The 19,719-nt window shown below is 67.1% G+C and carries 21 protein-coding genes; 14 read left to right on the top strand and 7 right to left on the bottom strand.

Annotation, left to right across the window (positions count from 1 at the left end):
• Positions 1-26: 26 nt before the first annotated feature.
• Positions 27-1,217 (top strand): serine hydrolase domain-containing protein, encoded by a 1,191-nt coding sequence (locus B4L26_RS06745; RefSeq protein WP_290717334.1) that lies wholly within the window; start codon positions 27-29, stop codon positions 1,215-1,217.
• 49 nt (positions 1,218-1,266) lie between these two features.
• On the opposite strand, the gene B4L26_RS06740 is transcribed toward B4L26_RS06745, so the two are convergent.
• The 5 genes from B4L26_RS06740 to B4L26_RS06720 all read right to left on the bottom strand — a co-directional run bounded on the left by B4L26_RS06740 (position 1,267) and on the right by B4L26_RS06720 (position 5,623).
• Positions 1,267-1,566: a DUF503 domain-containing protein gene (locus tag B4L26_RS06740; RefSeq protein ID WP_290717332.1), complete on the bottom strand. Its 300-nt coding sequence runs from the start codon at positions 1,564-1,566 to the stop codon at positions 1,267-1,269.
• Between the two features lie 33 nt (positions 1,567-1,599).
• On the bottom strand, positions 1,600-2,448 hold the full coding sequence (locus B4L26_RS06735) for a transglutaminase family protein (RefSeq protein WP_290717330.1): 849 nt from the start codon (positions 2,446-2,448) through the stop codon (positions 1,600-1,602).
• A 2-nt stretch (positions 2,449-2,450) separates the two neighbouring features.
• Positions 2,451-3,416, bottom strand: coding sequence for an alpha-E domain-containing protein (locus B4L26_RS06730; RefSeq protein ID WP_290717328.1), 966 nt, complete (start codon positions 3,414-3,416; stop codon positions 2,451-2,453).
• Positions 3,413-5,065, bottom strand: a complete 1,653-nt coding sequence (locus B4L26_RS06725) for a circularly permuted type 2 ATP-grasp protein (protein ID WP_290717326.1) — start codon at positions 5,063-5,065, stop codon at positions 3,413-3,415. The genes B4L26_RS06730 and B4L26_RS06725 overlap by 4 nt, the downstream gene beginning before the upstream one ends.
• Positions 5,066-5,170: 105 nt before the next feature.
• Positions 5,171-5,623 (bottom strand): hypothetical protein, encoded by a 453-nt coding sequence (locus tag B4L26_RS06720; RefSeq protein WP_290717324.1) that lies wholly within the window; start codon positions 5,621-5,623, stop codon positions 5,171-5,173.
• Between the two features lie 20 nt (positions 5,624-5,643).
• Here B4L26_RS06720 and B4L26_RS06715 point away from each other — a divergent pair, with 20 nt between their 5' ends.
• From B4L26_RS06715 to B4L26_RS06655, 13 genes are all read left to right on the top strand, one after another.
• Positions 5,644-6,279 (top strand): hypothetical protein, encoded by a 636-nt coding sequence (locus B4L26_RS06715; protein WP_290717322.1) that lies wholly within the window; start codon positions 5,644-5,646, stop codon positions 6,277-6,279.
• A gap of 164 nt (positions 6,280-6,443) precedes the next feature.
• A complete protein-coding gene (locus tag B4L26_RS06710) occupies positions 6,444-7,253 on the top strand; it encodes an MlaE family ABC transporter permease (protein ID WP_290717320.1) in 810 nt (269 codons plus the stop codon).
• Between the two features lie 19 nt (positions 7,254-7,272).
• Positions 7,273-8,118 carry an MlaE family ABC transporter permease gene (locus B4L26_RS06705; RefSeq protein ID WP_290717439.1) on the top strand — a complete coding sequence of 282 codons (846 nt, stop codon included), beginning with the start codon at positions 7,273-7,275 and terminating at the stop codon, positions 8,116-8,118.
• Positions 8,119-8,121: 3 nt separating this feature from the next.
• The gene (locus tag B4L26_RS06700) at positions 8,122-9,447 is read left to right on the top strand and encodes an MCE family protein (RefSeq protein WP_290717318.1); all 1,326 of its coding nucleotides are present in this window, start codon (positions 8,122-8,124) and stop codon (positions 9,445-9,447) included.
• Positions 9,444-10,463 carry an MlaD family protein gene (locus tag B4L26_RS06695; protein WP_290717316.1) on the top strand — a complete coding sequence of 340 codons (1,020 nt, stop codon included), beginning with the start codon at positions 9,444-9,446 and terminating at the stop codon, positions 10,461-10,463. The genes B4L26_RS06700 and B4L26_RS06695 overlap by 4 nt, the downstream gene beginning before the upstream one ends.
• A gap of 15 nt (positions 10,464-10,478) precedes the next feature.
• Complete coding sequence (locus B4L26_RS06690) at positions 10,479-11,516, top strand: MlaD family protein (protein WP_290717314.1); 1,038 nt, start codon at positions 10,479-10,481, stop codon at positions 11,514-11,516.
• A complete protein-coding gene (locus B4L26_RS06685) occupies positions 11,516-12,670 on the top strand; it encodes an MCE family protein (RefSeq protein WP_290717312.1) in 1,155 nt (384 codons plus the stop codon). The genes B4L26_RS06690 and B4L26_RS06685 overlap by 1 nt, the downstream gene beginning before the upstream one ends.
• Entirely contained in the window at positions 12,667-13,764 is a 1,098-nt protein-coding gene (locus B4L26_RS06680; protein ID WP_290717310.1) for an MCE family protein, read from the top strand. The genes B4L26_RS06685 and B4L26_RS06680 overlap by 4 nt, the downstream gene beginning before the upstream one ends.
• Positions 13,761-14,996 carry an MlaD family protein gene (locus B4L26_RS06675; protein ID WP_290717308.1) on the top strand — a complete coding sequence of 412 codons (1,236 nt, stop codon included), beginning with the start codon at positions 13,761-13,763 and terminating at the stop codon, positions 14,994-14,996. The genes B4L26_RS06680 and B4L26_RS06675 overlap by 4 nt, the downstream gene beginning before the upstream one ends.
• Entirely contained in the window at positions 14,986-15,669 is a 684-nt protein-coding gene (locus B4L26_RS06670) for a hypothetical protein (RefSeq protein ID WP_290717306.1), read from the top strand. The genes B4L26_RS06675 and B4L26_RS06670 overlap by 11 nt, the downstream gene beginning before the upstream one ends.
• Positions 15,670-15,789: 120 nt before the next feature.
• Positions 15,790-16,716: an oxygenase MpaB family protein gene (locus B4L26_RS06665; protein ID WP_290717437.1), complete on the top strand. Its 927-nt coding sequence runs from the start codon at positions 15,790-15,792 to the stop codon at positions 16,714-16,716.
• Positions 16,717-16,806: 90 nt separating this feature from the next.
• Positions 16,807-17,511 carry a GntR family transcriptional regulator gene (locus B4L26_RS06660; RefSeq protein ID WP_290717304.1) on the top strand — a complete coding sequence of 235 codons (705 nt, stop codon included), beginning with the start codon at positions 16,807-16,809 and terminating at the stop codon, positions 17,509-17,511.
• A gap of 85 nt (positions 17,512-17,596) precedes the next feature.
• Entirely contained in the window at positions 17,597-18,226 is a 630-nt protein-coding gene (locus tag B4L26_RS06655) for a hypothetical protein (protein ID WP_290717435.1), read from the top strand.
• Positions 18,227-18,229: 3 nt separating this feature from the next.
• Here B4L26_RS06655 and trxA read toward each other — a convergent pair whose 3' ends face one another.
• Together trxA and B4L26_RS06645 are read right to left on the bottom strand one after the other, a co-directional pair.
• Positions 18,230-18,595: a thioredoxin gene (trxA, locus tag B4L26_RS06650; protein WP_290717302.1), complete on the bottom strand. Its 366-nt coding sequence runs from the start codon at positions 18,593-18,595 to the stop codon at positions 18,230-18,232.
• Positions 18,596-18,602: 7 nt separating this feature from the next.
• Positions 18,603-19,719: lycopene cyclase family protein (locus tag B4L26_RS06645; RefSeq protein ID WP_290717300.1), on the bottom strand; the 1,117-nt coding region annotated here is incomplete at its 5' end.

Here is a 19,719-nt window from a genome sequence, read left to right as displayed (position 1 = left end):
CGCATCACCGACGATGGGAGACACTCATGTCCGAACTGACGCAAGCCCTGGACGCCGTTTTGGACGGCGTCGTCAATGCACCCGAACCCGCTGATCGCGTACCGGGCGTCGTCGCCACGGTGACGCGCGGCGATGCCACCGTCTACGAGGGCGCCGCGGGCGTGCGGTCCCTCGACAGCGACACCCCGATGACCACCGACACCGTGCTCGCGATCTTCTCCACGACCAAGGCGATCACCGGCACGACGGTCCTGCAATGCGTCGAAGAGGGGCTGCTCGATCTGGACGCACCCGCGTCGGACTATGTGCCCGAGATCGGCGAGATCGGGGTCCTGGAGGGCTTCGACGAGGCCGGTGCACCGGTCATCCGTGCCCCGAAGTCGCCGATCACCACGCGCATGTTGATGCTGCACACCGCTGGTTTCAGCTACTCGTTCTTCTCCGAGGAGTACCACAAGCTCAACGTCGACACCGGCCAGCCCAATGTGATCACCGCCTGCAAGGCGGCACTGACGTCGCCGCTGCTCTTCGACCCGGGCACCCAGTGGCACTACGGCACCAACATGGACTGGGCCGGGCTCGTCGTCGAGGCGATCCGCGGACAGCGCTTGGGCGAGGTGATGGCGCAGCGGGTCTTCGCACCCCTGGGCATGACGGACACGGCGTTCACCATGACGCCCTCGATGGCGGAGCGCCGTGCGGAGATCCACCAGCGCGGTGAGGACGGTTCGCTGACGCCGACCGGGCTGATCCTGCCGCAGCCGCCGGAGATCGACATGGGCGGTCACGGCCTGTACTCGACGATCCCGGACTACACCAAGTTCCTGCGGTTGTGGCTGGGCGACGGCAACGGCGAGCACGGCCGGGTCCTCAAGCCTGAGACGATTGCACAGGCGGTCAAGAACGATTTGCGCGGCGGACTGCAGGTGACGATGTTGCGCGGCGTCGAGCCGGAACTCTCGCACGACGCCGAGTTCTTCCCGGGACAGCGCAAGGGCTGGGCGCACACGTTCATGGTCAACGAGGAGCAGGCGCCGACCGGACGCACCGCCGGCTCGCTGGGCTGGGCCGGGCTGGCCAACCTGTACTACTGGATCGACCGCGAGGCCGATCTCGCCGGTATGTGGGGCACCCAGATCCTCCCGTTCGCAGACCCGGCGTCGATCGTGGGGTACCTGGAACTGGAGACGCAGGCCTACAAGTCGCTGCGCGCGTAGCTGCCGAACAAGTCATCGTCGTCGTCGACATCGTCGTCCGGGGAAGCGATCAGTCGATGTCTTCGGCGGCGATGATGCGGCGGCGCACGGCGACGAGTTGCACCTCGGGGCGGGAGGCGCCGAATCGCTCCACCTCGTCGAGGACCTCGGTGAGATGGGTGCGGTCGGGTCCGACGACGCCCACCCCGATCGCGGCCCGCCGGTGCAGGTCGAGGTGCCCGACCTCGGCGACACTCACGCCGTAGCGTCGTCGGATCTCGGCGACGATCGGTTTGACCACTGAGCGCTTCTGCTTGAGCGAGTGCACGTCGCCGAGCAGGAAGTCGAATTCACACCAGCCGATCCACATATCGGTATCAGCCTAGGGTCGGCGTCAAACGGTTTATGCCAGGCGCGTGATCCGCACCGAGACGTCGAGTTCGGATTCGCCGCTGCCGGTGTAGATGCCCTTGATCGGCGGTAGGTCCGCGTAGTCGCGGCCGGTGCCGACGGAGACATGGTGGTCGTCGATGAACTTGTTGTTGGTCGGGTCGATGCCCCACCAACCGCCAGTCCACACCTCGATCCATGCGTGGCTCTCACCCTCGACGGTCTCACCGATACCGGCGTCGTTGTGCGGGTGGAGGTAGCCAGAGACGTAGCGCGCCGGGATGCCGAGGCTGCGCAGCATGACCAGTGAGATGTGCGCATAGTCCTGGCACACCCCTTTGCGCTGGCGCCAGGCCTCAATCGCGGTTGAGTGCACCTCGGTGGTGCCGGCCTCGTAGGTGAGCGCGTCGTACACCCCGGTCACGACCGCCTCCGCAGCCGCCGCCGGCGTGAGTCCCGCGGCAGCCGCGGCGGCGAACTCGACGAGCTCGGGGTGGTGCGGCGTGTAGACGGTGGGCTGCAGCATCTCGTCGTATTCGTCGACGACCGAACCGTGGCGCAGCTGGACCCAGTCGACCGAGGCAGCCTCCTCGCTGCGCGCCTCGTTCTCCGTCTCCACGACGGCGGTCCCGACGACCTCGAGCCGGTCGTGGGGGGTGTGCAGGTCGAAGACGGTGACCTTGGTGCCCCAGTAGTCGGTGAACGTGAATTGTCGGGCACCGGGCGTGGTGTCGACGTGGTCGACGACGCTGGTCTGGCGCGAATCGTTGCGCGGCGTGATTCGTGCCTCGTTGAACGAGGTCATCACCGGGGCCGAATAAGTGAAGCCGGTGCTGTGCACCAGGCGCATGCGGGCACTCATGGCTAACCTCCGTACTCGGCGACGTCGTAGGCCAGACCGGTATCGGTCCACGTCACGTATGGCTCGATGTGGAAGTGCTCCTCGGCGATCGATTCGCTGACCGCGCGGCACGTCGCGTGGATGTCCTGCAGGTAGGCGGGCAGGTTGCGGACGATCTCGGCACGGTCGATGAACTCGATGGAGCTGCGCGCCCGGCCCAGCAGGGTGAGCGCGGTGGACTGCGATCCCACGCGGTCCGGTCGGTTGTCCAGTTCGGCCAGGTTCTTCTCGGCGACGCCCAGCGAGTGGAACACCGATCGGGGGAACAGGCGGTCGAGCATCATGAATTCGACGACGTTCTCGGTGTCGACCGCGCCGCGGTAGGCGCGGATGTAGGTGTCCTGGCCGCCCGCCGCGACGAGCAGGCTCATCCACGACAGCGCGTCGCGACGGTAGGCCGAGCGCGACATCAACAGGCGCACGGTCATGTCCACGCGCTCGATAGAACGTCCGACGATCAGGTAGCTGTACCCGTCGTCGTGGCTCAGCGTCGCATCGGTGAGGCCGGCGAACATCGCGGCGCGCTCCTTGACGTGCGCGAGGAACGCGTGCGGGCCCAACAGTCGGGCTCGGCGCTCGGCCTCGTCGAGACCCATGTAGGTCGCGTTGAGGCATTCCCACATCTCGCTGGAGATGACCTCGCGGGCACCGCGGGCGTTCTCGCGGGCGGTCTCGATGAGGCCGACGATGGACTCGGTGGAATCGCGGTCGTAGCCGACCTTGTCGACCAGCGACCACACCGACTGCGGCTTGTCGTCGGGCGTGAAACCGAGGATGGCCATGACGTGGCGGACCATCGAGTCGGTATCAACGGTGGCGTCTTCCAGCATCTGCTGGACTGCCACGTCGAGGATGCGGGCGATATCGTCGGCGCGTTCGACGTAGCGGCCGATCCAGTACAAGGAGTCGGCGTTGCGGGCGAGCATCATCGGGCGGCCTCCGCATCTCGTCCCTGTTGCTGTTGCTGTTGCTGCATCTGGCTGTCGCCGATCCGCGTGGGCGGCGGTTCGATTTCCGGCGCAGCCAGGGAGGCGGGCGGGATATCGGCGTCGACGAGCTCGTCGTCGTTGACCTCGCCCGGCGCGGCCGGGGCCGACGTCGCCAGCACCCAGGTGTCCTTCGAGCCGCCGCCCTGGCTGGAGTTGACGACCATCGAGCCTTCCTCGAGTGCCACGCGGGTCAGGCCGCCGGGCAGCACCCAGACGGACTCGCCGTCGTTGACTGCGAAGGGGCGTAGGTCGACATGGCGCGGTTGCAGGGTGTCGTCGAACAGTGTCGGGTTGGTCGACAGCGACACCAGCGGTTGGGCGATCCACCCGCGCGGGTTGGCCTCGATCCGCTTGGCGATGGCGTCGAGCTCCTCGCGCGTTGCGAACGGCCCGAAGACGATGCCGTAGCCGCCGCTGCCCTCGACGGGCTTGATGACCAACTCGTCCTTGCGGCGGAGCACCTCGGCGCACTCGTCGGGCAGCCAACACCGCAGGGTTTCCACGTTGCGCAGCAGCGGTTCCTCGCCGAGGTAGTAGCGGATGATCTCGGGGACGTAGGTGTAGACCAGCTTGTCGTCGGCGACGCCGTTCCCGATGGCGCTGGAGATGACGACGTTGCCGGCCCGTGCCGCATTGACCAGGCCCGCGACGCCCAGCATCGAGTCGGGCCGGAACTGCAGCGGGTCGAGGAAGGCGTCATCGATGCGCCGGTAGATGACGTCGACGCGGGTCTGGCCGTCGGTGGTGCGCATGTAGACGACGTTGTCGCGGCAGACGAGGTCGCGGCCCTCGACCAGCTCGATACCCATCTGCCGAGCGAGCAGGGAGTGCTCGAAGTATGCCGAGTTCGCGACGCCGGGGGTGAGCAGGACGATGTTCGGTTCCTCGGCCCCCGACGGTGCCGAGGCCTGTAGTGCCCGGCGCAGATGGCGCGGATAGTCGCGTACCGCGCGGACGCGGTGGGTGGCGAAGAGGTCGGGGAAGACGCGGGCCATGGTGCGCCGGTTCTCCATCACGTAGGAGACACCCGACGGGGAGCGGACGTTGTCCTCGAGGACCCGCAGCTCGTCGTTCTCATCGCGGATCAGGTCGATGCCGGCGACGTGGATACGGACGCCGTTGGGCGGCCGGATGCCCGACGCCTGGCGGTGGAAGTGCTCACACGAGTTGATGAGGCGGCGTGGGACGACCCCGTCGGCGAGGATCGCTTGCTCGCCGTAGACGTCGTCGAGGAACATCTCCAGGCCCCGGACGCGCTGCGTGATGCCGGCCTCCAGGCCGCGCCACTCAGCGGCGGAAATGATCCGGGGGATGGGGTCGAGGGGGAACGGCCGTTCCTTGCCCGAGAGGGAGAAGGTGACGCCCTGGTCGATGAAGGCGCGTCCGAGCGCGTCGAGTCGCGCGCGCAGGTTGGCCGGGGCGATCGAGCCGATCGCGTCGGCGATCCCGAGGTAGGGCTCGCGGACCGCGCCGTCGGGGTGGAACATCTCGTCGATGGCCCGCTGGTCGAATCCGGCGCTGTAATGGCTGAAAGTCGCACCGCTGGGGGAGGGGGTCGGACCAGGCTGTGGCGACGCGGTCGGCTTCATACGGGCATCGTCCTCATCGCGTGTTGACGGCTGGGGAAATCAGTGTTGCACAGGCGTTAACACCGCTGTGTCCGTTCCAGACGTCGCGAAGGGGTGAGCCGGGAATTAGTAGCCGAAGACGCCGGCGGTGCCGTTGGACAACCACGTCAGACCGTCGAAGATCTGGTTGCGCGGCGCGACCAACCAGATCGTCGGGCTCACCGAGCGGCCGCACCGGACGTGGACGCGGTGGGCGCCGGGGGTCACCCGGTCACCACGCAGAGTCAGAGAGGTGATCGCCGGTGGGGCGGCCTCGCGGGCGGCCGCTGCTTCGGCGTGCGCGGGGCGGGGCACCGGGGTGTTGAGCCGACGGTCGTCGAGGTAGGCGCGGCAGACGGTCGTGCGCTTGGCCGACGATCCGCGGTCGTAGGTGATCTGCCAGTCGGTGTCTCCGGAGCTGGTGACCGCGAGTGTGGGCATTGGTGCTGCATCTGCCGTGCCGATGCCCGGCCCGATGCCGAGCGCGAAGGCGCCGAAGGTTGCCAGTCCGATTGCCAGGTACTTCCGAGGGGCTGTCACGGGCAGATAATATCAGAAATATGACATTGGTTGAATGGATCTTGCTCGTCGTCGGTGTTCTTGCGGTGGTCGGATTGGCGGCGCTGATCGCCTTGGCGGTGGCCGTCGGCCTGGCCCGTCGCCCGGACCGTGCGGCGGTCGCGGTGATCGATCCGGACGGGCTCGACGAGTACTTCGACCGCGGTGCGGCGTTCGCTGCGACGGTCGTCGAGCGCACGCCGTTGTCGGCATCGGAGGTGTTCGGCCGACTCTCCGACCGGGCTTATCTGAGTAGCCTGCCGTTTCTGCAAGGGCCCGTTTGGTTGGATTCGACCACGTCGAGCGGCGTTGGCGTCGGCGCGCGACGAACCATGTCGGGAACCGTGTATTCGGTGTCTGAACAGGTTATTTGTTACGAGCAGGACTCCCAGATCGCACTGACTGGGACCGCGGTGTGCATCCCTGCGACGATTCGCTGCTTCGCCGAGCGCTTCACCGTCGCGCCTGCCGAGCGTTCCGGGGTGACCGAGGTGACGTGGACCGTGGCCGGCACGCCGGCCTGGGTGGGTTTCCTGCCGTGGCGCTGGGGTGCGCCGCTGGTCTCTCCGGTACTTGCGTTCGTCCTACGCCACATGCTGCGGCTCGGCACGTTCCGGGTTCCGCGCGCAGCGGGGTGAGTGCGTTCGACCAGTTCTTCAGGAGTGTCCAACGGGACCAAAGGCCCTGTTTCACATTTCATATATGAAACATGCTACGGTCAAGCTCGCTGTGACAGCAGCCACATGCCGAGGGTCTAGAGCCCCCGGTTCACCAGTCACGAGTCGACTATGGGGGTCAGCCGATGGCGTTTGAACTACCCGCCTCGCGCGGGCCGGTTCGCGATCTCGCCGTGGAGGCCGGGCACACGCTCGGATTCGCACTGCAGGCGATCGGTGCCCTGGTCGTGTCGATCCTGCGGTTCCGTCTGTCCATCACCGAGACGCTGAACCAGATCGTGTTCATCGGCCGGGTGAGCACCGGACCGTCGTTGCTCCTGATGATCCCGGTCGGCGTCTTCATCGCGGTGTCGGTGGGCGAGCTCGCCGGGCGTATCGGTGCGGGCGGCTACTCGGGCGCGGTCGTCGCCTTCGTCATCGTCGGGCAGGCGGCAGCACTGGTGTGCGCCCTGATGATGGCCGGTGTTGCGGGATCGGCGATCTGCACCGATCTCGGTTCGCGCAAGATCCGCGAGGAGATCGACGCCATGGAGGTGATGGGCCTCAACGTCATCGAGCGGCTCGTCGCGCCGCGGATCGCTGCGGCCATCGTCGTTTCGCTCGTGTTGTGCTCACTGATCACCGTGACCGGCGTCGGGGCGTGCTACGCGTACCACATCTACGTCCAGCACCTGCCCGCCGGCGCATTCATGTCGACGTTCAGCCAGTACGGGCGCATGTCCGACTTCGTCATGGCGCTGGTCAAGGCGACGATGTTCGCGCTCCTGTCTACCATCGTCGCCACCTTCAAGGGATTGCACGCCCGCGGCGGGCCCAGTGGCGTCGCGGACGCGGTCAACGAGGCCGTGGTCATCGCATTCGCGCTGGTGTTCATCTTCAACACGATCCTGTCGCAGGTGTACACGGTGATCGTGCCAGCGGTGGGGGCGTACTGACATGGTCGCGACAACAGATATGCGCCGCCGCTCGGCCCTGGGCTACCGCACGCGCGTGGCCCCGCTGGTCGACCACACCGTCCGATTCGGCGAGTACGTCACCTTCGTCTTCCGTGCGGTCGCCGCGATCCCGTACACGCTGGTCCACTACCGCAAGCACGTCATCCGCCAGATCGCCGACATGACCTTCGGAACCAAGTCGCTGCTATCGGGCGGCGGGACCATGGGCATCGTGCTGGCGATGTCACTGGCCGCGGCCATGATGCTCGGCGTCGAGACGTATCGCGGACTCCAACTGGTCGGCATGACGTCGCTGTCGGGCATGCTCGCGGCCATTGCCAACACACGGGAACTGGCGCCGGTGGTCGTCGCCATCGCGCTCGCGGCCAAGGTCGGAACCGGCTTCACCGCCCAGATCGGGGCGATGCGGATCTCCGACGAAATCGCCGCCCTCGACGTGATGGCGATCCGCTCCATCCCCTTCCTGGCTACGACGCGGATGATCGCGGCGATGGTCTGTGTGCTCCCGATCTACATGATCGGCCTGCTTGCCAGCTACATCGCCACCCGCGCCGTAGTGGTCTGGTACAACGGCGAGTCCTCGGGTACCTACGACTACTTCTTCCACCTGGCCCTCACCCCGACGGACCTGCTCTATTCGGCGATCAAGGCGGTTGTGTTCGCCGCCATCGTGACCCTGGTGCACTGCTCCTACGGCTACTTCGCCAGCGGCGGTCCCGAAGGCGTCGGCCAGGCGGCCGGACGGGCATTGCGTACGTCGATCCTGGCGATCGGGATCTTCGACGTCATCTTCACCTTCGGCCTGTGGGGCCTCGTCCCGCAGATCCCGGGATTGGGGTTGTAGTCGATGACGGTCATGCTCCCCGGTAAAACGGTGTCGCGCACCCGATATGCGCTGCGCGCCGTCGCAGCGGTCCTGGTGATCGCTGTCTTCTCGCTGTGGATGGTGTCGCGCAGCACCGGATCGTTCTCCTCCAACCCGTCGGTGTACGCGCAGGTGCCGGTCTCGGTCGGGCTCATCACCGCCGGCGCCCCGGTCCGCTACCACGGTGTCAAAGTCGGGGAGATCGGCTCGATCAAGGCGGGCACGACGTCGTCGCAGGTCGGGCTGACCATCGACCGGGACGCGATCGACAAGATCCCGTCGACGGTCATGGTCCGGGTCTTGCCGCGCACCTTCTTCGGCGACATCTACGTGCAACTCACCCCGACGCCGGGTTCGGCGCCCGAATCAGCCCCCGCGCTGACTCCCGGCGCCCAGATCGCCGTCGACAGCGGGCCCGACGCGATCAACCTGTACAACATCTTCGCCAAGCTGTCGGCGCTCATCGCAGAGATCAAACCCGACGAGGTGAACGTCGCCCTCGCCGCCGTCGACAAGGCGATCGGCGGCCGAGGGGCTGAGCTCGGGATGATGATCGACAACTGGTGGAGCGCCTCGCAGGAGCTCGAGTCGACGATCAACCGGTTCGTCGACGCCACGCCGACGTTCGCGCGCGTGGCCGAGTCGCTCAAGCGCGCCACGCCGGCCATGATGGACACCCTCGCCTCGGTGGCCAGCATCTCTCGCGGCATCGTCGACCACGCTGATTCGCTCGCCGACTTCTTCACCTCGGCCAGCGGTTACCTGGGCTCGGTCGGTCCGTTCGTGGCCAAGCAGCGCAAGAACCTGATCACCATCGTCGACTCCACCGGGATCATCCTGGGCACCGTTGCCGACAATCCCTCGGGGATCACGCGGACGGTGCTCGAAGCGAGCAAGTTCGGCAAGGCGGGCACCATCCTGTTCTCGTCGGGCCGATTCAACATCACCGCGGTGCCCACCTTCTCCGAACCGCAGCCGTATTCGGCGGCCGATTGCCCGACCTACGGGTCGATGCGCGGCGCCCAGTGCTTCGGTAAGCGGTCGCTGTGGGGCGCCGGGTCCCCGCGCGATGCCGGCCAGCGCAACGGGACGATCCTGCACCCGGCGAAGCCACGAACGGCACCCGCGAGTAGCACCGACCCGGCCGTGATCGACGGCACCGCCGAGGCGAGCTCCCTGCGGGGCCTGGAGGGCGTGGTGACCGGTACCGCCGGAAGGCCCGGCGCCACCGCCTCGGGGCGGCCCAACCCGGCGACGACGATGATGCTCGGACCGATGGTCCGTGGCGCGGAGGTGAGTGTCCGATGACCCGGCTGTCGATTTCGACGGTGATCAAGGCGGCGCTGTTCGTCGTCATCGGCGTCGTCGCGTTCTCGCTGATGAGCAACACGCTGCGATCCCCGGTGCGCGGCGCGACCTCCGACTACATCGTCAACTTCGCCGACGTCGAGGGCCTCGTGGCGGGCAACCCGGTCAAGATTTCCGGTGTCCGCGTCGGTCGCGTCGCCGACATCGACCTCGTCCCGCAGGAGGACGGGACCGCCCGCGCCCGCGTAAAGGTGAAGATCGAACGGTCCCAACCCGTGCCCGAACACGTGCACGCGGCGGTCCGTTATGGCGACATGCTCGGGGCCCGCTACATCGCACTGTCCGACGCGGGGCCCGATGCGCCCCGACGCAGCGGCAACGAGATCCCCGTCACGGCCACCACCGGTCCGGTCAATCTGACCGCCCTGATGAACGGGTTCGCACCGCTGTTCTCCGCACTCGACCCCAAGCAGGTCAACGACCTGGCACAGGGATTCGTCGATACGTTCGCCGGACGCACCAAGTCGGTGCACCTGCTGCTGCGCCAGATCGCCTCGATGGGGCAGAACCTCGCTGCCAATGGAGCGGTCTTCGGTCGGCTCGTCGCCAATCTGAACACGCTGATGTCGACGGCCGACATGCGCAGCGCGCAGCTCACCGAACTGTTCAACGGCCTGGGCCAGTTGACGTCGGCGGTCGTCGGCGGCGACGGTCAGTTGACCGCGCTGCTCGATTCAGGTGATCGGGCGGTCGCCTCACTGGCCCAGATGATGACGACCGCCGGCGACTCTTTCGCCAGGTCGTTGACCGGGTTGCGCGGGGTGACGAAGTCGTGGATGGCGAACACGCCGGCCTTCGAGACCTTCCTCGACCGCTTCCCGGTGATGGCCGACCGCATCAACCACAGTGGGCGCTACGGGGGCTTCATGATGCTCTACCTCTGCAACTTCACGCTCAAGGCGTGGGATCTCGAGGCGAACATCTTCGGTCCGCTGCACTCGCCGGTGTGCCGGTAGGGGGGTGACGCAGCAATGTTCCTAGTCCGACTCATCGACGTCTTCGTCGGCGTCCTGGAGTTCATCTTCAAGTCCGACAAGCGCGGCCAAGGCGCGTCGCCGGCGGTCCTGGGCACCGCCGGGATCGTCACCCTTGTCACGCTGATGCTGCTGGCGACCGGCCTGCCGCAGTGGCGCTACCTGGCCCGCACCGACTCGTATTCGGCCGAGTTGGCCAATGCTGCCGGTCTGACGACTGCCGACCCGGTCGTCATCGCAGGTGTTCCGGCTGGGCGGATCGAGGCCATCCGACTGGCCGGCGATCGGGTCCGCGTCGAGTTCCGTTTGGACCGCAAACAGCCGCTGGGTGATCAGACCCGGGCCACGGTGCGGCTGCGCACCGTGCTGGGCAAGCGCTTCTTCGAGGTGGTCCCGGCGGGCCGGGCGAGCCACAGCCGCACGATCCCGCTGGCCCGTACCGACTCGCCGTACACGCTCGATGACGTCTCCTCCGACGCGGTGCGCTCCTCGAACGAGGTGGACCCGACGGTGGTGCGGGCGATGCTGACCGCGATGGAGTCGATGGTGCCCAATCCGGATGACCTCTCGGGGGCGCTCGCGGGTGCGGGCGGGGCCGCTCTCGCGATCTCCGGGACGGGCGACCAGATCGACCAACTGCTGCGGATGTCCAAGCGCCTCGCGCAAGTTGGTGCGGCGCAGTCGGATTCCATCGCCACCGCGATGTCGAACACGCAGACCATCGTCCAAACACTGGTCGTGCGCCGCTACGTGCTGACCAGGCTGGCCGACAACCTGCGCCTCGTCCTGGCGAAGATGGCGCAGACGTTCCCCACCATTCCGATGGGGGAGTTGACGACCAACATCGTCAACGTCACCGGGACGTTGAAGAACAACGCCGCAACGATCGACCAGATCCTCAAGAAACTCCCGCCGTCGATGCGGACGATCACCGACGCCACCGGCAACGGCAACTGGGCCGACGTCGTATCACCGTCGGTCGTGATCCCCGACGGCCTGTTGTGCGTGCTCGGAACGATGCAGGGGTGTAGCTGATGGCTTTTCGTCAAGTCCGCGAAGTCCGGGTGCGCAAGCGCTACGGCGGCAAGGTCATGACCGTGCTGCTGCTGGTGACCGCCCTGGTCTACGGCAGCTGGTACTTCCTGCTGCGCGACCCGCAGATCCGTACCGTCGGTGCCGACTTCGCATTTGTGAACGGGCTGTACACCGGCTCCAAGGTGACCATCCTGGGTGTCCCGGTCGGGCGTGTGGAAGAACTCACGCCCAAGGGTGACCACGTGCACGTCCGGATGACGCTGCCGCGCGACATCGAGTTGCCGGCCGATGTGGGCGCTTACGTTCTCAACCCGTCGGTCATCAGCGACCGACACCTGGAACTGGCGCCGGTCTACACCGCGGGCCCGAAGTTCCCGCAGGACGGCACGATCCCGCGCGAGCGGACCAAAGCGCCGATCAGCTTCGACCAGCTGATGGGCAGCCTGGGCACCCTCACCAAGATCCTCGGGCCAAGCGACGCTCCCGGCGCCACGGACGTGGGGACGCTCCTGAACCGGACCGCGCAGGCGTGGCAGGGCAAGGGGACCGATTTCAACCAGGCGCTTACCGAGTTGTCGGTGGCCAGCGGAGTATTCGGTGCGCGTGCCGACGACATCGGCGGACTCATCACCAGCCTCAACCAGTTGATGACGACGTTCCAGGCCAAGCAGGTGTCGCTGGACGGCCTCATCCGGTCGATGGGCGATCTGTCGGCACAGTGGCAGGCGGCCAACCAGGATGTCGCCACGCCGATCAAGGACTTGCGCACCGTGTTCGACCAGATCAACGGATTCGTGATGGCGCACGGCAACGACGTCGGGACGGTCGCGGCCAACCTCGACGAGCTGGGCAAGGTCCTCGTCGCCAATCGCGCCGGGTTCGCCGAGTTCATGGATCTGGCGCCGCTGATGCTGCAGAACCTCTCGAGCACGATCGGCCCCGACCGTCGAGGTCGGATCCGGTTGAACGTGTCGACGACGCTGACGCAGTTCAAGACGCTCAAGCCGCTGTGCGACCGGTTCCCGATGCCACTGTGCATCGGTGCCGGGTTGACCAACCCGATCGGCTTCCCCATCTCCAGTTCCGATCCGTTGGGCATCGTCTCGGCGATCACCGGCGGCCAGCTGCCCCCCAAGCCGGGACAGCCGCGATGAGCGCGCACGGCTGGCGGCTGATCGTCGTAGCACTCGGGGGCATGCTCCTGCTGAGCGGCTGCGGCGTCGGGCTGCAGGACCTGCCGGTCGGCGGCGCACGCAACACCATCGACGTCGTCGCGCAGGTCGATACCGCCGACGGCGTGGTCGACGGTGCCGACGTGATCTCCGGCCAGCAGGTGATCGGACGGGTCACCGACGTCGCGCTGCGCGATGGGCGGCCGGAACTGACCCTGTCGCTGGACAAGACCGCCGATCTGCCGCAGAACGTGACCGCGACCGTCGAGATCCCGTCTGCCCTGGGCACGCCGTTCCTGCGGCTGCAGAGCCCACCGTCGCCGCAGGGCCGTCTGCAGGCGGGGGCGACGATCCCCGCGGATCGGACGTCGGTCGGCCCGCAGGTGGAGGGCACCCTCGCCGCCATGGGCAACGTCCTGTCGGGCAGCGGCATGACTCAGTTGCAATCGGTGATGGCCAGCCTCAACACGGCGTTCGCGAATCGGTCGGACAAGGTCGCCGACCTGATCGCCACTCTCAACCGGCTACTGGCCCGCTCGTCGCACTACAACGCCGACTTCAACCGGGCGATGCGCGCGGCTGCCGACGCGACGGCGCTGATGGCCTCGCGCCAGCAACAGGTCGAGGCGTTCCTCGGCGAGACACCGCGTGCGGTATCGGTCTTGGCTGGACAGCGCGACCGGATCGCCGCACTGATGACGCAGACGACGAATCTCGCCACCAACCTCGACGCCATCACCCGTGGTCGTCAGGACCGGCTCAACGCGCTGGTGCCCGACGCGGCCAAGCTCGTCGACTCGCTGGCCGCGTTCAACTCCGGCGTCGGCGCCACGTTGGCGAACATGAACTCGTTCATGGCGAATTTCTCGCGTGCCATCCGCGGCGACTACCTGGTCTTCGACGGTGCGCTGGACATCCCGGGCGGTATCGACAAGATCATCACCGGCGGATTGCTGGGCTCCGGTCAGCCGCTGCCGACGCCGGGTGAGATCGGCGACATCCTCTCGGGCGGGCTGTGGCGCGATCGCACCCACCCCGCCCCGACCGCTCGGCCCAAGAAGAGGGGACCGCGATGAAGCTGACCGACCGCCTTCCGACGGGCATGCTGCAGTTCCTTATCTTCCTGGTGGTGTCGGCCATCGTCATCCCGGTGGGGATCAATTACATCGCCGGACCGGAGGGCTTCGGCGCCAAACTGCGCTTGCATGCCCAGATGCAGAATGCTTTCGGCCTCACCGCAGGTACGGGTGTGACGCTGCGTGGCGTCGACGTGGGCACGGTCTCGTCGAGTTCGCTGGACCCCGACGGAGCCGGCGCTCGGGTCGACCTGGTGCTGCGCGGCGGCACCAGGGTGCCAGCGGACTCGTTCCTGCAGATCACGATGGCGTCGATGGCCGGTATCCAGAGCGTCGACATCATCCCCAGCAGCGACGACGGGCCGTACCTGTCCGACGGCGACTCGATCGCGGCGCCGGCGGAGAAGCAGCCGCTGCAGATGGACCAAATCATCGGCGAGGCGGCGAAGGTCCTCGAGACCTTCCACGGCGGATCGGTGGCGACCATCGGCGCCGAGCTCTACCGGGCGTTCGGTTCCGACGGCGAGCCGCTGGCCAAGCTGGTGGCCAATTCGTCGGCCTTGGCGAAGCTGGTCGCGACCAATGCACCGATGCTGCGCGGGATCCTCACCGAATGGCTCGACGTGCTCGACGCCATGGGCGCGACGACCGGAACCTTCGAATCGGGGATGGCCTCGGCGGCGTCGTTCACCGACCAGCTCGATGCGAACCAGCCGACGTTCGTCTACCTGCTCGACCGCTCGCCGCGCGCGTTGACCCACGCGCAGCAGCTGTTCGACAAGTACCGCGGTACGTTCGGCGGAGTGCTGGCCAACCTCGTCGTCGTCGAGCCGATCATCAGTGACCGCAGTGCGTCGCTGCAGACCGGGCTCAAGGCGATTCCCCAGGGTCTGATCGACCTCCGGTCCATCGTCAAGGGCAACCGTGCGGACTTCGCGTTGATCGCCACGCAGGGGCCGGTGTGCATGTTCTACGACGAACCGCGGCGTGCGGTCGGCGACCTGTCGCCATCAGCGCCGAACCTGGTGCGCTACTGCCCGCCCGGCGACGGGTTCGGCCAGCGCGGTGCCATCAACGCGCCGCGGCCCAACAACCTGGGCACCCGGGACTGGCGATCACCGGGGTCGCCGTCGGGGCCGCCGACGGTCACCGACCCGGCGCTGATCCCCAACGGTGCCGAACTCCTCCAGATGTGGGAACAACTCCTCGAAAGGACGCGAAATGGCAACTGAGACGCTTGCTGCGGACACCACCGAAACCACCGACGAGGCCGTCGTGGCTGAGACCACCGACACCGCCGAGACCGTCGAGGTGAAGCGCCGCGCCACCGCGGTGCGCTCGGCACCGGCCAAGCGCCGTGCTACCACCTCCGAGTCGGGCACCGGCACGCCCCGCGCTGCGTCGAAGGCGGTGTCGTCGGGCGGCCCGAGCCGTAAGAATGCGCTGCTCGCCGCGGTGATCGCGCTGCTGGTGGCCGCCACCGGATTCTTCGGGTACCACTACTTCACCGGTGCCGACCGGGCCGACAACCCGCAAACGCGATCCGAGGTGGTTTCGGTCGCCAACGACTACGCGACGAAGCTGTCCAGTTTCGACTACCGGGATCTGAACAAGAACCGCAAGTCGATCACCGCAATGTCGACGGCCGACTTCGGGAAGAAGTACGACGAGATGGTCAAGGCGCTGACCGAGATCGTCTCCAACGGCAAGGGGGTCGCCACCGCCGAGGTGACGAACTCGGCCGTGGAGTCGATCAACGGCGACAAGGCCACCGTCATCGCATTCGTCAACCAGAAGGCGCGCAACGTCGTCGCCCCCGACGGGAAGAACCAGCCATATCGGATGGTCGTGAAACTCGTGCGGACCGACGGCACCTGGCTCGTCGACGACGTGCAAACCGTGTAGCCGTAGAGCATTGTGGAAGGAACAAGGAGCACCATGACGATCAGCAACCATCCGATGAGCTCGGACTACCACGAGATGACTGCGGGCAGCAGCGCACTGGCGCCGGAAGGGCAACCGTCGATGACGGGGGGACACACGTTCAAGTACACGCCCGACCTCGAGTCGACGGTGCCGGAGCTGCGGACCTCCGACACGCGCATCGAGATCACCACGCGTCGGCGTCGCCTCACCAGCCTGCGCAAACCGGCACAGATCTCCGAGGCCATCGATTTCTGGTCGTTGGCCGGCGCTGCGGCAAATGTGGTGATGCAGCTCGGGTGGCCTGAAGTCGCGTACGGCGTGATGGAGAGCAAGGTCGAGTCCGGGTCGCTGATGAAGCACCCGTGGAAGCGGGCGCGCACCACCTCCCAGTACCTCGCCGTCGCCGTCCTCGGTACCGACGAGGAGAAGGAAGCCTTCCGCGAGGCCGTCAACTCCGCGCACCGTCACGTCAAGTCCGATGACCGGAGCCCAGTCAAGTACAACGCGTTCAACCGCGAGCTGCAGTTGTGGGTTGCGGCGTGCCTGTTCATCGGCGTCGAGGACAGTCACCAGCTGCTGCACGGCGTGATGAGCGAGGAGGATTCCGAGGAGTTCTACCAGTCGGCGAAGACGCTCGGCACGACGCTGCAGGTCCCCGACGACATGTGGCCGGCGACGCGTAAGGACTTCGACCACTACTGGAACGTGGCGTGCCAGCGGGTCGTCATCGACGACACGACGTGCGAGTTCCTCAACGACCTCGTCGACCTGAAGATGATCAACCCGCTGATCCGGTTGCCGTTCGTGAATCTGCTGCGCTTCCTGACCATCGGCTTTCTGCCACCGCTGTTCCACCGGCAGTTGGGCCTGGAATGGACCGAGGACGACCGTCGCCGGTTCCAGCACCTGTTCACCTTCGTGTCGATTGTGAACAAGTTCCTGCCGAAGTTCCTCCGCCAGGGTGCCACGCGCGTTCTCATGAAGGACTTGAAGTTCCGGATGAAGCACCAGCGGGACATGATCTGAGACCTCCGGGCCGGCAGGGCGTTCGAGGGGTGCGCCCCGCCGGCCCGGACATTTCGACAGGCGCAACTCCGGGTGCGTGGAAAGGAAAGGATGACCATGGCAAACCTGCGCAGGACACAACTGCCCGACGAGGTCGCCGCGGACCTGCGGGACCGGATTCTCACCGGACAGATCCGTCCCGGGGAGTTCATCCGTCTCGACGAGGTGGCGGCCGAACTCGGGTGCAGTGTGACACCGGTGCGCGAGGCGCTGGTCACCCTGCGCGGCGAGGGACTGGTCAAGTCGTCGCCGCACCGCGGATTCATCGTCGACGAGCTCAAGCGCAGTGACATCGTCGATATCTTCTGGATGCAGTCGCAGCTTTCTGCGCGGCTCGCGGTCCACGCGGCGGCGAATCCGGACCTGCCGGACTGTCTCGCCGATCTCACCGCGATCGTCGACGAGTTCGAGGGCGCACTTGCTGCCGGTGACGGCCGGCGGATCATGGACAGCGAATACCGCTTCCACCGGGCCATCCATCTGGCTGCCGACAGCAAGAAGCTCGCCTGGTTCCTGGTCGCCGCGGCGAGGTATACCCCTTACAGCCTCTACAGTGAGGACCGCGAATGGGGGGCGCAGGCGGTGGAGAGCCACCGCCGGTTGATCGGCCACCTCGCGCGAGGGGATTCCGAGGCGATTACCGCCGAAATCCACAGCCGTTTCGTCGATGCTCGTGAACGACTGATCCGGGAGCTCGAGTTGCGCGGGTTCTGGGAGGATTCGCCCGCACCGGCCGCAGAATCGGCCACCGCCTAGGGCGCGGCGTGTCGGAGCCGACATGCCGCACATAGGTTGAGACGACACCCGGGGGAGATGGCAGACTAGATCAGTGCCCGAATACATGAGCTATGAGGAGTTTGGCCGCCGGTTCTTCGAACTGGCCGTCACCGAGCCGCGCGTCGGGGCGGCATTTGCCTCGATCGCAGGCGAGAGCTTCGACGTCGGACCGCTGCCAACCGGACCGGGCGGAGTCGTGAAAGTCTTGGCCCGGGTCAAGATCGACGAGCCGGGGATCACGCGCTCGGTCGAGGATTTGATCCGGTTCACCGTGCAGATCCCGCTGCGGATCAACATCGAGATCGACCTGAAGCTCGATCGGCTGCGCTACGACGTCGACGGACTGATCACCCTGCCGCTGACCGTGCACGCCGTCGAGCCGCTGCAAATCCACTTCGACGTCGACCCGCCGAAACCGGGCGACGTGCACGTCGACGTCGCATCGCGCAATATGCGCGCGGAGCTGGTCCGGAACCTGGCCCAAGTCGACGACGAGGTGCGCCGCGTCATCGCCAAGCAGGTCGCCGAGGAGATCAACAAGCCCGAGGTCCGCGCCGCGCGCATCATCGACGTCGACGCGCAGCTGGCCGCCGCGATGGACCCGAAGTCGGTGGGCGAAGGAGAGGAAGAGCCCACCGACATCGAGGTCGTCGTGGTCGACGAGGACGAGCGCGCCTACGAGGGTCGCGTCTGACCGTCAGGACTGGTTGGCAGCCTCGTTCTCGGCGATGGCCTTGTCGATGTCGAGGTCGCGGATGCGGCCGATGAGGTCCTCCAGTGCTTCCGGCGGCAGCGAGCCGGGCTGGTTGAACACCATGTAGCCCTTCTTGAACGCCATCACCGTCGGGATCGACCGGATGTTGGCAGCCGCAGCGAGGTCCTGCTCGGCCTCGGTGTCGACCTTGGCGAACACGATGTCGCCGTGCTTCTCCGAGACGCGCTCGTAGATGGGGGCGAACTGTCGGCACGGGCCGCACCAGGAGGCCCAGAAGTCGACCAGCACGATCTCGTTGTCGGTGATCGTCTGATCGAATGCCGCTGCGGTCAGGTTTGTGGTTGCCATGACCCGTTCAACGCGATCGGTCGGCGATCTGTTCCATCCGTTGCCGATCTGGCCGTGCAGCGGCCCGCGTCGCAATGGTGCGACGCGTCGACCAGTCGGCGGCGGCGAAGGTCGCGGCCATGGCGCGCAGTACGCCGGCCAGGTCGTTGCGCGACCCGAGGTAGGCGCGCTGGGCTGCCGCGTCGGCGCTGAAGAACGCGGTGAAGAAGCGCTCGGTGCCGGATGCGTCGAGGTCGGCGAGCACCGCCAGCCCGCGGTGGCGCAGCCGGTACACCGCCCGGGCCCGATGCGGCCACAGCGCCGACCGGGGGTCGCGCCCGGTGATGATTGCCTCGACGACGGTGTCGGCGCAGCGCAGCGAGGCGGCCAGGCTGTACCCGGTTGCCGGGTGCATGAGGCCGCCGGCGGCGCCGAACCGCAGCGGCTGACCGTCGTCGATCCACGGCGGGCGCCGATCGTCGGCGAGGGGGAAGTCGACCACTTCGACCGGGGCGGTGTCGCGATCGCCAGTCCAGCCGGGCGGCGTGCCGCGTGCAGCCCAGCGACGTGCCATTTCGGTCACCGGGGGCGCACTGCCGGCCAGGAAGGTCTCTTCGACGAGGAAACGCCCATCGCCCAGAGGCACCCGATAACTGAACGTCGGCGGTGTGGGAGTCCCGGGCGCCGGTGGACGCCAATCCATGAGCACGGTCTCCGCGTCGGAGTCGAGGTGGCCGATGACGCCATAGGCGCGCTGGCGCGGGGCGGCGGTGTTCCAGGAGGCTCTCCGCCCGCTCGCGTCGACGACGACGTCCGCTGTCAACGTGCTGCCGTCAGACAGCGTGACCCGGCGGGCGTCGGCATGCACTGACGAGGCGGTGACTATCGTCACCTCCGACAACGACAGCGCGGCCCGAAGACGGGTGTTGTCGAGCGCCGCGTAGGGACGGGGAAGCACCTGCCGCTGCGGCGTGTAGGCCGTGATGGTCTCGCTGCGAGAGGCAAAGCACTCCGGGGAGAGCCAGTCGGGTAGCTCGTCGACGAAGACTCCGAACGTCTGTGACCAGGGGCGCAGCGGATCGGGGTCGATGAGCACGACGCGGAGGCCCGCCGCGGCGGCCCGGTGCGCCAGCGCGGTACCCGCC

Source organism: Gordonia sp. UBA7599 (genome assembly GCA_002477755.1).
Taxonomy (GTDB): Bacteria; Actinomycetota; Actinomycetes; order Mycobacteriales; family Mycobacteriaceae; genus Gordonia.
This window is presented reverse-complemented; position numbering and strand designations above follow the sequence as displayed.